Origin of the sequence: Paraburkholderia sp. LEh10 (assembly GCF_017814945.1) — a bacterium.
Lineage (GTDB): Bacteria > Pseudomonadota > Gammaproteobacteria > Burkholderiales > Burkholderiaceae > Paraburkholderia.
In genome coordinates, this window is record NZ_JAGIPX010000090.1 from 12,861 (window position 1) to 27,715 (window position 14,855).

At 63.1% G+C, this 14,855-nt stretch carries 13 protein-coding genes; 1 reads left to right on the forward strand and 12 read right to left on the reverse strand.

The features are described 5' to 3' along the window. Positions 1-22 precede the first annotated feature (22 nt). From J8I87_RS39170 to J8I87_RS39190, 5 genes are all read right to left on the reverse strand, one after another. The gene (locus J8I87_RS39170; RefSeq protein WP_209937780.1) at positions 23-1,501 is read right to left on the reverse strand and encodes an efflux RND transporter periplasmic adaptor subunit; all 1,479 of its coding nucleotides are present in this window, start codon (positions 1,499-1,501) and stop codon (positions 23-25) included. Between the two features lie 10 nt (positions 1,502-1,511). Next, on the reverse strand, positions 1,512-2,828 hold the full coding sequence (locus J8I87_RS39175; RefSeq protein WP_209937781.1) for a TolC family protein: 1,317 nt from the start codon (positions 2,826-2,828) through the stop codon (positions 1,512-1,514). Positions 2,829-3,065: 237 nt separating this feature from the next. Further along, entirely contained in the window at positions 3,066-3,332 is a 267-nt protein-coding gene (locus J8I87_RS39180) for a DUF4148 domain-containing protein (RefSeq protein ID WP_209937782.1), read from the reverse strand. A 218-nt stretch (positions 3,333-3,550) separates the two neighbouring features. After that, positions 3,551-3,895, reverse strand: coding sequence for a zinc ribbon domain-containing protein (locus tag J8I87_RS46505; RefSeq protein WP_409518875.1), 345 nt, complete (start codon positions 3,893-3,895; stop codon positions 3,551-3,553). Between the two features lie 17 nt (positions 3,896-3,912). After that, a complete protein-coding gene (locus J8I87_RS39190) occupies positions 3,913-5,982 on the reverse strand; it encodes a heavy metal translocating P-type ATPase (protein WP_245254490.1) in 2,070 nt (689 codons plus the stop codon). Between the two features lie 323 nt (positions 5,983-6,305). Here J8I87_RS39190 and cadR point away from each other — a divergent pair, with 323 nt between their 5' ends. After that, positions 6,306-6,737, forward strand: a complete 432-nt coding sequence (gene cadR / locus J8I87_RS39195; protein ID WP_209937786.1) for a Cd(II)/Pb(II)-responsive transcriptional regulator — start codon at positions 6,306-6,308, stop codon at positions 6,735-6,737. A 126-nt stretch (positions 6,738-6,863) separates the two neighbouring features. Here cadR and J8I87_RS39200 read toward each other — a convergent pair whose 3' ends face one another. The 7 genes from J8I87_RS39200 to J8I87_RS39230 form a co-directional block, all read right to left on the reverse strand. After that, positions 6,864-7,880 (reverse strand): hypothetical protein, encoded by a 1,017-nt coding sequence (locus J8I87_RS39200; protein WP_209937787.1) that lies wholly within the window; start codon positions 7,878-7,880, stop codon positions 6,864-6,866. 712 nt (positions 7,881-8,592) lie between these two features. Then, positions 8,593-8,937 carry a hypothetical protein gene (locus tag J8I87_RS39205; protein ID WP_209937788.1) on the reverse strand — a complete coding sequence of 115 codons (345 nt, stop codon included), beginning with the start codon at positions 8,935-8,937 and terminating at the stop codon, positions 8,593-8,595. 210 nt (positions 8,938-9,147) lie between these two features. Continuing rightward, positions 9,148-9,987: a tetratricopeptide repeat protein gene (locus J8I87_RS39210; RefSeq protein ID WP_209937789.1), complete on the reverse strand. Its 840-nt coding sequence runs from the start codon at positions 9,985-9,987 to the stop codon at positions 9,148-9,150. Beyond that, positions 9,984-10,919, reverse strand: coding sequence for a Ku protein (locus J8I87_RS39215; protein WP_209937791.1), 936 nt, complete (start codon positions 10,917-10,919; stop codon positions 9,984-9,986). Before J8I87_RS39215 ends, J8I87_RS39210 begins: the two co-directional genes overlap by 4 nt. Positions 10,920-11,046: 127 nt before the next feature. After that, the gene (locus tag J8I87_RS39220; RefSeq protein WP_209937792.1) at positions 11,047-11,787 is read right to left on the reverse strand and encodes a DUF2278 family protein; all 741 of its coding nucleotides are present in this window, start codon (positions 11,785-11,787) and stop codon (positions 11,047-11,049) included. A 38-nt stretch (positions 11,788-11,825) separates the two neighbouring features. Then, a complete protein-coding gene (locus tag J8I87_RS39225; RefSeq protein WP_209937793.1) occupies positions 11,826-14,105 on the reverse strand; it encodes an amylo-alpha-1,6-glucosidase in 2,280 nt (759 codons plus the stop codon). A 370-nt stretch (positions 14,106-14,475) separates the two neighbouring features. After that, a partial coding sequence (locus J8I87_RS39230; protein WP_280923145.1) for a citrate/2-methylcitrate synthase occupies positions 14,476-14,855 on the reverse strand: 380 nt, incomplete at its 5' end.

The window sequence follows — 14,855 nt, forward strand, 5'->3', positions numbered from 1 at the left end:
CGGCGGCACGGCGCACGCGATGTCATTCTTCTTCGGCGCTTGCCTTGCCAAGCTCGGCCTTCAGCACGAAGCTGCTCGCAGCGACGTATTGCTGTCCGGCCTGCAGACCGCTCACGATCTCGACGACGCGGGGGTCCCGGCGTCCCGTCTTCACGCTCTGCGCGACGAACCCCTTCGGCGATTGCACGAACACGGCCGGCGTGCCGTCGATCTCCTCAAGCGCATCCTGGCTGACGGCCACGGGCACGGACTGCCGGCCCGCGTCGACCGACACGTTGACGAACATGCCGGGGCGCCAGACGCCATCGGGATTGGGCAAGACCACGCGCGCCGGCGCCGAGCGCGTCTGCTCGCCGAGCAACGCGCCGACGTAAGCGATACGGCCGCTCGAACTCGAGTCGAACGCGGTCGCCTTGACGGTCGCTTCGCGGCCGACGCGCACGGCGTTCAGATGCTGGGCGGAAACCGCCATTTCTGCCCAGACGGTCGATAGGTCCGACAGCGTGAACATGCTGGCGTCGGCAGCGACGGCCTCGCCGGCCGTAGCGTGCTTCTCGACGATCGTCGCGGCGAAGGGCGCGCGCAGTTCATAACGGTTCAACGGCCCCGCGTTCGCAGCCGCGTCAAGCGCCAGAAGCTTCTGACGCGCGTTCTGTGCCGCGATTTCCGCTTCGCGAAGCTGGACCTGCGCCTGCAGATAATCCTGCTCGGCGGAAATGCGTTCCTGCCACAGCGTTTTCTCGCGAGCGTATGCGGTCCGCGCCGCCGAAAGGCGACGTTCCGCCGTCAGCAGTTCGCTTCTGCGGTCAGCCAGGTCCGTGCTCGCGATGACGGCAAGCAGTTGCCCCTTTGCCACTTTCTCGCCGACGGACACCGCGACGCGCTCGACGATCCCCCCGACGCGCGGCACCACATGCGCTGTGACGTCCTCGTTGAATCTGATTTCGCCCGGCACCTGCAGCGTCGCCGTGATCTCCGCCGGGCCCGCCTTCGCCACTTCGATACCTGCCGTCCTGATCTGCTGGGGGCTCAGCGCGATGACGCCGTCGCTGCGCGAATATGAGAACGCGGCCGATCGCCCTTGCCACGACATGCGTAGCTCGGCATCGAATACATGAGGTTTCGCTATCGGCTGCACCGAAGTGAATGCGTTGCCCGCAGCGACGAACTGTATGTTCTCTTTTGCGCCCTGAATGCGGGTCAGGATTCCTGACATGACGAGGCCGCCGCCTTCGAAGCGCTTGCCGTTCAGATACGGGTACACGACGAGGCGGGTATCGTCGGGCTTTTCGGACAGCAGGACTTCAATGGCGGCATCCCCGGACTTGAGCAACGTGCCGCCGCGCGGGCCCGTCGCCTGCCCGTCGATGAGCGCGTTGCCCTGCATGCCCGGAGGCGTTCCGCTATCGGACGGCGCGCGCGTCAGCGCATAAGCCGCCAACGCGATACCGGCTCCAACGACGATGGCGGCAGCCATCGCAATGAGTTTTTTGTGCGGCATGACGGGGCCTTCAGGGTTGAGAGGTTGCCGGGGAAAGGCCGGACGGCAACGGCGTGCCGATGATCCGTCCGAGTTCCGCATACGCGGCATGCGCGTCCATCAGCGAGCGCACGTAGCGCGACTGCTCCTGGAACAAGGTCCGTTGAGCGTCGAGCACATCGAGGAAGCTGAACTTTCCGAGCGCGTAGCCGCGTGACATCGCGTTCAGCGCATCGCGGGCCGCCGGCAACACATCGGACTTCAGCCGTTGTGCTTCCTGCGTGGCGCTTTCATAGCCCGCGTAAGCCCGGGTCAGTTCAAGCTGCAGCCCCGCCTTCTCGCCATCGAAATCAGCCGATGCCTTTTCGGCCTTGTGCGCAGCCTCGAGAAGCGCGCCCTTGTTCGAATCGAAGATCGGCAAAGGTATCGAGACGCCGACCACTGCCTGGTTGTCCAGCGCGCCTCCCGTGACGACCCGCTTCATGCCGGCGCTGATCGTGATGTCGGGTACCCGCCTCGCTCGCTCGACTGAAACGGCTGCATTGGCGCGAAGCATCTCTGCTTTCGCCATGCGTGACAGCGGCGCGTCATCGAGGCGTGTGAGAAGCTGCGGCAACGGCTCGATGGAAGGAACGGTCTCGAGGTCGCCTGCGACAGCGCGTGCGCGCACGGAAGCACTGCCCGTCGCGTTGGCCAGCGTCTGCGCGGCCGTCGACACCCGCGCCCTGGCGTTGATGAGATCGATCTGCACGCCCGTGGCCGCAACCTTCGCCTTGGTGGCTTCGACGGGGGATACCTTCCCCGCCCGCGCGCGCCTGTCCGCCAGATCGGCGGAGCGCGCGGCGATATCCGCCGACTCCTCCGCGACCTGCAGCTGACGCTGCGCGGCGAGCAAGCCGTAGAACGCGGCGATAACCTGCGCGCGCAGCGCCGCCGCGCGGCCGTCGAGCGTCGCAAGCGCCAGTTCCCGTCCATATGACGCGACGTCAAGGCGCGCGCGACGCTTGCCGCCAAGTTCGATAGTCTGGTTGACGAGTGCCGTCGTCGTGCGCTCCCCCCTGCTGAAGCCTTCCTGCAGCAAAGACAACTGAGGGTTGGGCCGCGCGCCCGCCTGCATGAATGCGCCAGCGGACGCGTCGACATCCTCGCGCGCGCCGCGCAGCACGGGATTTGCCCGTGCGGCGATACCGAGGACGTCTTCGAGCGTCAGCGCCGCTTGCGCGCGCTCATCGGGAAGGCCGCTTTCGACGATGGGCCCGCCGGCATCGCCGTTGACGGCCAGCGGCTCCGCGTGAGCCGAGGTTGCGGCCGCCGCGAGCAACAGCACAGAGAAAGAACGTTTAGACATGAACGAAGATACCGGTGAGCAGCCGTAGCGACGCTACGGTTGCGCAGCAATGCAGACGGGACGCGAACATCTGGGGTTCCTGTCATCGTTCGCATCGAAGCGTGTCATGCGGCCCCTGGGGCTTGCCCGTGTGCCTGGGGTAGGCGGCGCCGGTACTGAAGAAAAAGGCGCGCCCGGTACTCGCGGCGCGCAAGGTAGTCCGCGTGGAGAACGGGACTAAGAGCTTCTACTCAGCTTCTACTCCGCGGGCACAGCAGGTGTCGCTTGGGTCGTTACGCCGTTCGAATGCGTGATGGCATAGAGCTCCTTGTTGCGTGCGATGGTTGCCTTGCTTGGTGGATAGTCGTGGCGCCGGTATGGCAACAAGCCATCCCTGCGCGCCTGTTCAATTTCTGCCCGCACCTGCTCACGTGTCTTCCACGGCCCGGTCGAAACGTCTTGTGCCGCAACTGTCCCTGCTGCGGCGGCCATAACCAGGGTGACTGCAATTGCTTGCCGCTTCATGTCGATTTCTCCTTCGCCGGATACGCGTTATCGACGCATGCGTTCAGGTTGGCGGAGAAGCGGTGCGCCTCGATGATCCGTAGATGACAAAAATGTCATGCCATCGGCGAATCATCGTTGAAGGTCATGGACGGCCAGTCACCATCGTTGCTGTCGCGCTAGAACGTGCGTTGTCGCGTGACCAGGATGCGGTTCAAACCCGAAGCTCGCCGTGCCCGTCACGGCACGGGGTTGCCGCATTGCCCGCAGAATCGGGTACCCGCCTGAAGCGCTCCGTTGCATTTGCCACAGGCAGACGGACTAAACGGTGCGCCGCACCCGTTGCAGAAGCGCGCATCCATCGGACTCGACGTAGAGCATCGCGCACATGTCCTTCCCGTTGGCGCCGACCACACGGAAACGCGCGGACGCTCCCAATGCCCGTCGCTGTTCCGCCCATGCTCCGCGACCTGCGCGTTGTGATGAGCGCGGCTGCTTTCGCGGCGGTGTCCGCCGTTGTTGTGGTGTCCACCATGATGGCTTCCGAATACTTTTTCCCAGATGTTCATCTGTCGCTCCTGCATGGCTGTTGCATTGAATGTCAATTGCGCAACAGGCGAAGCCCGTTGCCTACTACGATCAGGCTCGCGCCGACGTCCGCGAACACTGCCATCCACATCGTCCCGAAACCCGACACGGCGAGAACGAGAAACACGGCCTTGATAGCGAGCGCCAACGAGATGTTTTGCACGAGCACCGAATGTGTCGCCTTCGAGAGACGGATGAAGCGCGGAATCTTCCGCAGGTCGTCATCCATCAGGGCGACGTCGGCCGTCTCGATGGCCGCATCCGTTCCCATCGCGCCCATTGCAAAGCCGATGTCCGCGCGTGCCAGTGCCGGTGCGTCGTTGATGCCGTCGCCGACCATCCCGACCAACGTCGATGCCGACGACAGATGCTCGACCGCGCGCAGTTTGTCCTCGGGCAACTGGTTGCCTTCCGCGCGGTCGATGCCGACCTGGCGGGCGATGGCCTGCGCAGTGTGTGGGTTGTCGCCCGTCAGCATCACGGTGCGCACGCCAAGCTGATGAAGCTGCGCAATCGCCTCGCGGCTCGAGGCCTTGACGGCATCGGCCACCGCGAACAGCCCGAGAATCCGGCTGTCGTCCGCCAGCATCACGACGCTCTTGCCGCTGCGTTCGAGCAGGTCGAGCCGCAGCTCCAGTGCGGGTGAGCACAAATGGAGTTCTTCCATCAGCCGGTGATTGCCGAGCGAATAGGTGCGCGCTTCGAGCGCGCCTCGCACGCCGCGGCCGGGAATCGCTTCGAAGGCCTCGACCGTGAGTTCAAGCACATCGTCAGCCTGTGCAGCTTTCGCAATCGCCAGCGATACAGGATGGTCCGAGCGGCCCGCCAGACTGGCTGCAAGAGACCTGACTCGCTTTGCGTCGAGATCCGTGGCAAAGAGCTCGAAGTCCGTTTGGACCGGTTTGCCTTGCGTGATCGTCCCCGTCTTGTCCAATGCCAGCCAGCCCAGCTTGCGTCCTTGCTCAAGCCACGTTCCGCCTTTGATCAGAATGCCCTGCCTGGCTGCGGCAGCGAGTCCACTGACGATCGTGACGGGCGTCGAGATCACGAGCGCACAAGGACACGCAATGACCAGGAGCACCAGCGCGCGGTAAATCCAGTCGAACCAGCTCGCGGCCAATAGCAGCGGCGGAAAAACGGCGACGCCAAGCGCCACGATGAAGACAATGGGCGTGTAGACGCGCGCGAACTGGTCGACGAATCGTTGGGTGGGCGCCTTTGCGCCCTGCGCCTGCTCGACAGCGTGAATGATGCGCGAGAGCGTCGTGCTGCTCGCGACAGCCGTCACCCGGAACTCGAACGACCCGGACTCGTTGATGGTGCCTGCAAACACGGCATCGCCCTCGGCCTTCTCGACAGGCAGGCTTTCGCCCGTAATCGGCGCCTGGTTGATTGCCGAACGTCCAGCCGTTATCTGTCCATCGAGTGCGATGCGCTCTCCCGGCATGACACGCACGATGGCTCCCTCTGCCACGCTGCCCGCATCCACCTCGGCCCATGTGCCGTCGTCCTGCCTGAGCGTCGCCTTGTCGGGTGCGAGTTTCATCAGCCCCGCTATCGCGTTGCGGGCGCGGTCGAGCGACTTCGCTTCGATGAACTCCGCAATGGTGAAGAGCACCATCACCATCGCCGCTTCCGGCCACTGCTGGATGATCAGCGCCCCCGTCACGGCAATGCTCATCAGCGCGTTGATATTCAGATTGCCGTTGCGAATGGCGATCCAGCCTTTGCGGTACGTCGTCATCCCCGAGCAAACAACGGCAGCGAGAGCCAGTGCCGCAACGAGCCACGACGGCTGACCCAACCAGCTCGCAGCCTCCGATGCGATTGCCGCAACACACGCGAATGCAAGCGGCCACACCGACTGCTTCACGGGCGCGGGCGCTTGCGCGGATGCCGCGCCCGTGCCGACGGTCTGCGGCGTGAAATCCAACGAACGCAATGCATCGAGCACCTGCGCAAGCCCCTGCGGCTTGTGCACGACGGTGAGGAGCCGCCGCATCAGGTCGAACTCCACGGACACCACTGACGTCATGCCCATGAGCTTCTTGCGGATGAGCGCCTCTTCCGTCGAGCACTCCATCTGCTCGATGCGGATTTGTGTGCGCACGTCATCGCCAATCGCCGTCTTCACCGCGAGCGTGTCGGGTGATGCCTGTGCATGCGCCTGGCATTCAGACACATCAGCTCGATAAGCGCGGCACGCGCATGATGCCTGCCCGCTTTGAGAACCTCGCTGGTTTTGCATGTTTGTTCTTCCTGTATGTACGTTCAACTAAACACCTTGAAGTTGCTCCAGGGTCAAGACTCAAAACTCACCGCTCAAGACACGCTGGCTTCCTTTTCTTATTTGTGTTCAACTAAACACCTTGGACTTGCTCCAAGGTCAAGTCGGGAGTGAAAAAAATGAAAATTGGCGAACTTGCACGGCGCATGAATTGCACGCCGGACACAATCCGCTTTTATGAAAAGGAAGGACTTCTGCCGCAGGCCGACAGGACGGATGCGAACTATCGCACGTACAACGAGAGCCATTTCGAGCGGCTCCGATTCATCCGGAATTGCCGGTCACTGGACATGACTCACGAAGAAGTGCGGACGCTATTGGATGCAGCAGATGACCACGCGTCCCGTTGCGACGCTGTCGATGCGCTGGTCGATGAGCACATCGGACACGTGAGTATGCGAATCGACGAATTGCTGAAGTTGCGGGATCAGCTGACTGCATTGAGAAACAAATGCAGTGGAGAACATCCCGTCGATGCGTGCGGCATCATGCAGGAGTTGACGTCGCGCGACGCTCCGCAAGCGAAGACGAAAACGTCTCACCTCGGCTGACGGTTTTGCAAGGTTGCGGGTTGGGCTTCCGTCTTTTGCGTTTCAGATGCGCACAAGTCATGCGGGTCCGGCTCGCAAGATCTGCGCCGGGACCGTCAGGCCGCTTCTACCATCATTGATCGTCGTTCAGTGGTGTGCGGAACCCGCTGCCGGCGTTTGCCGCATCGCAGCGACGGATGCCGCTGCGGGAAGCGCATCCGTTGCCGCAGCAAGCGCGGGTTGCAGCGTGGCGGCGGGAATATTCAACACCTTGCAGACGCGACTGACAAGAAGCGGTGCAAGCTTCCTGTACCCGTCGGCCGTCGGATGAATTTCATTCTCCCAGTCGTTGCTCTCGCCAGTGGCCGACCTGTCCGCCCGGGTCAATGTGCGCCGCGTATCGACAACATGAAAGTTCGGCAGGTTCAGATTCATGACGACTGCGGCAAGCTTGTCGATGAACGCATCAGCCAATGCATTCCAATCGTCTTCGGGAATCTGGTACGTTTTCAGCGCGGGCAGCAACCACGGTCCCAGCTTCAATCCCGCACCGCTTGCGCGAGGCGTCGCATAGTCGTAGGTGTGCGTGAAAATAGGCGTGTTTTTATTGTCGGTACTCGTCGAGCGAATGAAATCCAATGCCTTGAATTGAAGTACAAGGTGATTGGCAAAGTTCTCCCAGCCTTGCGCGGAGATGTACTTGTTATCGTTGCTGGCAAGCACCCCGCCCCATTCCGTGCTGGTGAGCAATAGCCGCTCGTGCGGTGCCATCGGAACCTGGTCGTCTCCCACTGCGGGCACCTGGACGGCGTCGATCAGATCGTTTCCCCCGGCCGACAGAAAGATGGCGCTCCACGGCATTTGCCTCGGGCCCGCGAGGCAAGCAAAGAACAACGGGTCCCGCCGCCATTCGACCATATGGGCAAGCGTATCGCCGGGATCTGCACAATTGATTGCAATGGCTCTCTGCGGAAACTCCATTTGCTCGAGCAGGTTCGATCGACTCCATGGCTTCAATGTACTTGTCGAAAACCACGAATCACCTTGCACGAGAAATTGCCAGTTGAACCCGCCCATGATTGGAGCCGAATTGGTGCCCAGCTTCTCCGAGTGGACGATTTCCATTTTCTCAGCCATGGTTATCTCCGCCGATTGCACCAGCACATTGGACGTTCAACCGATAACAGGCCGGTTCGCCTCTCAGCCGACGAACCTGTCTTCTTGAAAGCTTATACCGCGCGATAAAAGCGCCCTCGCCTTTGGATGTGGCTGTGTTCGGCAACGCACATTGAAGTTTCAGGTTTAAATGCTGCGCGCACGTTAGCTCATCTGGCGAGCGGCGCCGAAGGCAACGGGGAACGTGACAGACGACCGTTGTCGCGGCTCGCGCTATTCCTGCGAAAACCGCGCATGGCATTCAAATGTGAGTTCGGCCTCGTGTCTTTCGAGCGCCCTGACACCCGTGGACGACTCCGACACGACGCTCAGCATTTGACCGCGTTGCGCGCAGAAGTCGCTGGCCCTTTGCACGACTGCCTTGTGAGACCTCGCCCAGGCCGTGCTGCCACCCGCGGCACTCGCGTGAAGCGAGTACCGGCCCCGACTGCCTTGTTCCGCGACGGTGCCCGAGTTGGCGCAAGCGTGCATCAGCAGCGGCGCGACGGCGAACAAAACCGCGCGCGCGAAGCGGCTTCGCATCACGCCTGCCAGGCCTCGCTTGGTCAGATCAGCATGATCCGTCGAGGCAAGATTTCCTCCGATAACTTTCACAGCGACCTCTGCGTTCAAACAGCCGACAAGTATGAATCGGCGGCGTTTCGCGGTCAGCTATCGAAGTTGCAACACAGTGTTGATAATCCGTTTAATCTCGCGCGGCTTAAAGCGCCTCCTGGCACAAGGACATCATCCGTTGCACCATGGTGCTGGCTTCGTTCAGTTCCATTTCGCTCGTAAAGAGCGCATTGACGCTGGATAGACGCACGGCGATACCTGCGTCCAGCAAGTCCCGGCTCGCGATCTTCAGCGCGAGTTGGCCGATCTTCACGCGGTCGAGCCACGCCATTTTCACGTCGTTTTTCCTGAGCCAACTGCGGCAGCATTCGACGACGTGGTCCACACGCCATTCCTGTGTGAGCGCATACGACGCCGCCGCAATCGCGACGAGGTAGCAAAGCAGTTCGGGACGCGCGCTGTCCGCGTCGTCAAATTCGGGTTTCAGCATGGCTTATGGACCTCGATTCTGTTCGTCCTGTATTCAATACGTGCGTGCTGATGCACAGAACACAACCTGCGCGCATGGCGCGCAACGCGGCCGCCACAACCGCGTCGTCGCACCCGGTTTCGCGTGCGTAAGCGGAAAGTCTACGCCAGTTTCCGTGTTCGCCAAATCGACGGATGCAGGAAAATCGCGGCAGCGATGCATGACCTGTCCCTAGCTCGTCAATCGCCGATATGCATTAAGATGCCGCAATAATCCTTGCTTGTCGCCAAGGCTTTCGAGCAGCATCGCGAGGTTGTGGTGGGCGTCGGCATACGACGGATCGAGTTCGAGACAACGCTCGTAGCTGCGCTCCGCTTGCGCGAGCCGATCGAGCCCTTCGAGCGCGACGGCCCGGTTGAAATGCAGCACGGCATCGTCGGGGAAATGGGACAGTGCCTCGTCGAATACGCGCAGCGCGTCTTCAGCGCGCCCTTCGCTTTCGCACAGCAACGCGCCCAGGTCGACGTACGCGGCATAAAAGGGTTCGTTCGAAAGCGCGATCGCCTTGCGGTACGCCTGCTCGGCGCCCTTCAGGTCGGCGCTCATCAACTGTCCGCCGAGGTCGTACCATTCTTCCGCCTGACGTGCGGCATCCTTCGTCGCGGGCGACGACTCGAGAAAAACGACATCTCCCTTGATCTCGGCGACCTCGAAGTCCAGCAGATGCTGCCCCGTGATCGCGTCCCATTGCGAAGGGCCTGTCCTCACTGCGATTTCACTGCCCACGGCCGTCACGCGAATGCCCGACAGCGGCAGTTCGTCCGGCAATTCGGACCTGAGCCGCGCGAGCGCCTGGACGATCTTTCGCGGCGCAATGCTCGACGCCCGCAACTGTAGCGCGGTCCTCAGCAGCACCACGTCCTGAAACGTGAAGCGCAGCGTATTGCGCGGCCCGCGCGCCGGCATCACAAAGCCCGCTTCGACGAGTCCCGAAATGACGCGCCGCGATACGCGCAGCATCGACTGCAAATCGCGCATCGTCAGGCTATGCGCCGCATCGGCCCGCGTCACTTGCGCGCCCGAACCTTGGTGGGCGCCTCGGCAGGCGCCTGAGCGGGCGCTTTCGCCGCGCGCGCCGCGGGCTTGCGCGTCCTCGGCGCTTCGGCGATGTCGGTCACGGGCTCAGCGCTCTTGCGCTTCTGCGTCGTGGCGGGCTTGGCCTTGGCGCTGCCGCGCAAGCTCGCGCGCAAGGCGTCCATCAGATCGATGACTTCGCCGCCCGGCTCCGGCACATCCGCGCGTTCGGCCGAAATGACCTGCCTGCCCTCGATCTTCCTGTCGATGGCGGCGAGGATGCGCTTTTTCTCTTCATCCTCGTAAGCGGCAGGGTTGTAATTGTCCTCGGCGCCTTGCTCGATGATCTGCATCGCGAGCTTCAATTCGGAGTCGGACACGGGGACGTGCTCGATATTGAGCTCCTTGATCGATCGCACCTCGTCGGCGAACAACAGTTGCTGGAAGACCAGCCCGTCGTCGGATGGTCTCACCTGAACAATGCGGGTTTTACCCTTGAACGCCCATTTCGCCAGCGCGCAGCGGCCGCTTTCCGCGAGCGCCTGTTGCAGCAGGCTGTACGGCTTGCCGCCGCGCTTATCGGGCGCGATGTAGTACGCCTTGTCGTAGTAGATGGGATCGACCGACTTCTCGGGAATGAACGCGACGATCTCGACGACATGGCTCGCGCTTTCTTCCAGCGCTTTCAGCTCGTCGGCCGTAAATACGACGAATCGGCCTTTCTCGAACTCGTAGCCCTTTTTCATCGTCGAGCGCTCGACGACGGCCCCCGTCGACTCCGAGATGTATTGCTGCTTCACGCGGGAGCCATCGGGCGCGAGCAGGTTGAAGCGCACATCGGATGAGCTTTCCGTCGCGGAATACAGTCTGACGGGAATCGACACGAGGCCGAACGAGAGGGACAACGATGCAATCGAGCGAGCCGCCATGAGCTTCTCCCACGGGCCGCGGCCAGAGCCGGCAGACATCGGACGAATACCGGCACGGGCTTGACGCCGCCCTTAAAAATCGTTGAATGCTTTTGCAAGCTTAGCACCGCGTCCGCGCGGTTCGACATTAGTCGAGAATCGGATGCGACTTGCCCGGTATCGGCCAGCCCCGGCTATCGGTCGGCACGAGCTGGGTCTGGAACGCCACGAACAGCGCCTGGAACCGTCCATCCACTTCGACGATCACCGCGCCGTCCTGAAACGTGCCGTTTTCCGACGAATGATCCCTCACGCGGCTGCCCGGTTGCGGCTTCGGATTGCCCTGGTTCATATGCGTCTCGTGCAAGCCGTCCTCGCCCGGCTCGAACAGGAACCCGAAGCCGTACACCGTGACGGGCTTCGCGGGCTTCCAGGCGCGCCGCATGTCGCTGCCGCTCTTGCCCGGATACCGATAGTCGACGGGCGCCGCCGACATATCCAGTTGCAGCATTGCGTTGACGAGGGCATTGATGTCGTTGTGCTCGCTGCCCGTGTCGAGCGTGATCGGACGCATCGTCGTGAGATCGACGAGACGCCGATCGTGCACGTAATCGAGCTTCGGAAAGCCAGCGCGTGCAAGGCCTGCCGGCAAGCTCGCGAGATCCGTCACCATCGGATGATCGAAATACGGGTTCCACGAATACAGCACGAGGTAACCAGCGGCGCCCGTAAGCGAGCTGTCGGACTTCACGTTCGTGACGATCCTGAACTCGCCGCCTTTCGCGTCGTCGACGACGATCACATAATGCGGGTCGCCTTGATAGCCGCTGAGAAAGGGCACGCCGAGCTTCAGCGCGCCCTTGAACACGACATATTCGTTGCGCGCCATAGGCGGGCTCCTTCGAACGTTGATCGAAGCGCGCCCGCTTACAGCAGCGCGATCACCCGCACATCGCCCTGCTCCGCCGACGCCACGACCTTGCCGGCGACGCGCCTGAACGTGACCGATACCGACGCATCGCCGACACGCAGATCGCCGATCTCGATCCAGTCGATGCCTTCGGGCAGCATGGGCTGCTCGATCAGCACTTCGCGCCGCGCTGCGTCGATCGTCATGCCGAGGCACGCCTCGAGCATCATGAAAGGCGACCCGGCTGCCCATGCCTGCGGCAGACACGCGACGGGATAGGCCGTCGGCGGCTCGCCGCGGCGGCGCGGAAAGCCGCAAAAGAGCTCCGGCAAGCGCATGTCGAAATTGACGGCGGCCTCGAACAGCGCCTGCAACAGCCGCACGGCCGCCGCCTTGCCGCCGTAGCGAGCGAGGCCGCGCGCGCAAAGCGCGTTGTCGTGCGGCCAGACGGAGCCGTTGTGATACGCCATCGGATTGAAACGCGGCTGGCCCGCCGCCAGCGTGCGCACGCCCCAGCCCGTGTGGAAGAGCGCCGATTCGAGCGCCTGCGCCACGGCCTCGCCGCGTGCGCGCGACGGCAGGCCGAACGCCAGCAGATGGCCTGCGTTCGACGCCAGCACGCGGCACAGTTCACCCTTGCCGTCGAGCGCGATGCCGTAGAAGCTCGCGTCGTCCATCCAGTACTTTTCCTCGACACACGCGCGAATCGCCGTCGCGCGCTGCGTATAGCGCGCGGCGTCGTCGGAAAGGCCGCGCATCAGCGCGAACTGCGCCATCGTGTCGAACGCCGCGCTCGCATACGCCTGCACCTCGACGAGCGCGATCGGCCCTTCGGGGAAGCGCCCGTCAGCGTGAAAGACGGAATCATGGCTGTCCTTCCAGCCCTGATTTGCAAGCCCGCTATGCGACGCGCGCTGATAGTCGAGCAGACCATGGCGGTTGCGGTCGCACACGCCCGCCACCCACTTCGCCGCGCGTTCGAGCGCGGGCCACAATTCATCGACGAGCTTCGTGTCGCCCGTGCGCGCGACATACGCACCCGCGAGCACGATGAACAGCGGCGTCGTATCGACACCGCCGTAATACAGCGCGAACGGCACTTCGCCCGTCGCCGCCATTTCGCTGCGGCGCATTTCGTGCATGATCTTACCGACGGCGGCATCGCGGAACGCCGAGTCTTCTTTCGCCTGATGCTCGGCGAGAAAACGCAGCACGCCGCGCGCGAGGCCCGGTTGCAGCCAGAGCACCTGCAACGACGTGATGACGGCGTCACGCCCGAACGGCGTCGAGAACCACGGAATGCCCGCGTACGGATACGGCCCCGTCGCGAGGTCCGTCGTCAGCAGGTTGAGGTCCGCCTGCGAGCGGTCGATCCACGCGTTGAACAGCGGATTGCTGGAGCGCACCCGCGCCGATGCGCGGCGCCGTTCGCGCATGACGAGGTGCGCGTCGACGAGCGCGGCGCGCACCGCCGCGCGCCCGACGCGCGGACGCGCCGCGTCGATCTGCGACACGTGCAGCTCGGTGACGGTGTGCGTCGATTGCGGCACGTCGACATCGGGCGCGCCCTTGTGCGCCTCGACCTGCACCGCGACGGACAGATAGATCGACACACACGCCTGCGCGGGCAGCTTGATCGTGTAATCAGCGCGGTCCGCAAGCAGCTTGTCGGGCATCGGCGAGAATGCGACGCGCACGCGGCGCGCGACATCGTCGAGGCCGACATAGCCGAGCAGCACTTCGTTCTTGTGCACGCGCGGCGCTTCGACGGTGCCCTGCTTCGCGCGCCTCAGGCCGCGCACTTCGAACATGTCGCGAAAGTCGCCCGCGAACGAGATCGACAGCGGCACGACAGCGTCCGTCGTGCCGTAGTTGGTCAATTCGATCGCTTCGTTCAACACCGTGCGCGACAGCACGCGCACGCGTTCGACGTGAATCACGCCCTCCGGCGTGCTGTCGCCGCCGAGCGGCGGCAGCGGACGGTTGGTCAGATGCGCGGTGAATGAGGTGTTGTCGCTGCTGACGCTGCCCGACAGCAGCGATGGCGCGCGCCCGCCGAAAGTCAGGCGCAGTTGCGACAGCACGCGGGTGTCGTTGACGAACAGGCCGTCGTCGTGGCCGGTGACATCGCCGAGGGGATCGTTGACGATGAACGTGCCGCCCGACTTCAGCACGTGCTGGGTCGCGCTCGCGATGTTCAGGTTTTCGGGCGCGATGAATGCGCCATCGACCTCCTCGCCGTGGTAGTCCACGCCGCCCTGATGGGTCAGCCCGCCGAGTGCTTCTGGATCCTGCATCAGCTTGCTCCTGTGTGCTAGTGGCTTCGTTCCGATTGTAGAAGGTTCGAGCGAATAGGACAGAGGATACTGCGCCCAGTGCCCCGATTCTTCATGAAATTTTCATGCAAGGGCTGCGGCCCCTCCATGCGCGGCGCAGATGGCACGGGTCGTGCTGTCGGTTCGTGCAAATGCCCCGCTGCGGCGCATGCAGCAGCTTTCTGTCGCGTACGGCGCGAACGCGATGAGATTGGTTCGTCGTCCTTCTGATCCCCTCTTCGATTCGCCGCTTCAAATGAAAACAGGCGCCGCTCCCCTCTTGCGGGAGCGGCGCCTGCGCTTTCACATGCTGCCGCGGATAGCGGCGTTCAAAAGCAAACCTGACTGTGGATCAACCCTTGCGCTGCGCGATCGGCTTTGCTTCACGCGACGTTTCGCCGATGAAGAGCTGACGCGGGCGGCCGATCTTCTGCTCGGGATCGGCGATCATCTCGTTCCACTGCGCGATCCAGCCGACGGTGCGCGCCATCGCGAAGATACACGTGAACATCGCGGTCGGAATGCCCAGCGCGCGCTGCACGATGCCCGAATAGAAATCGACGTTCGGGTACAGCTTGCGCGACACGAAGTACTCGTCTTCCAGCGCGATCTTTTCGAGCGCCATTGCGAGCTTGAACAGCGGGTCGTCGTGCAGGCCCAGTTCGTTCAGCACTTCGTGGCACGTTTCGCGCATCAGCTTTGCGCGCGGATCGTAATTCTTGTAAACGCGGT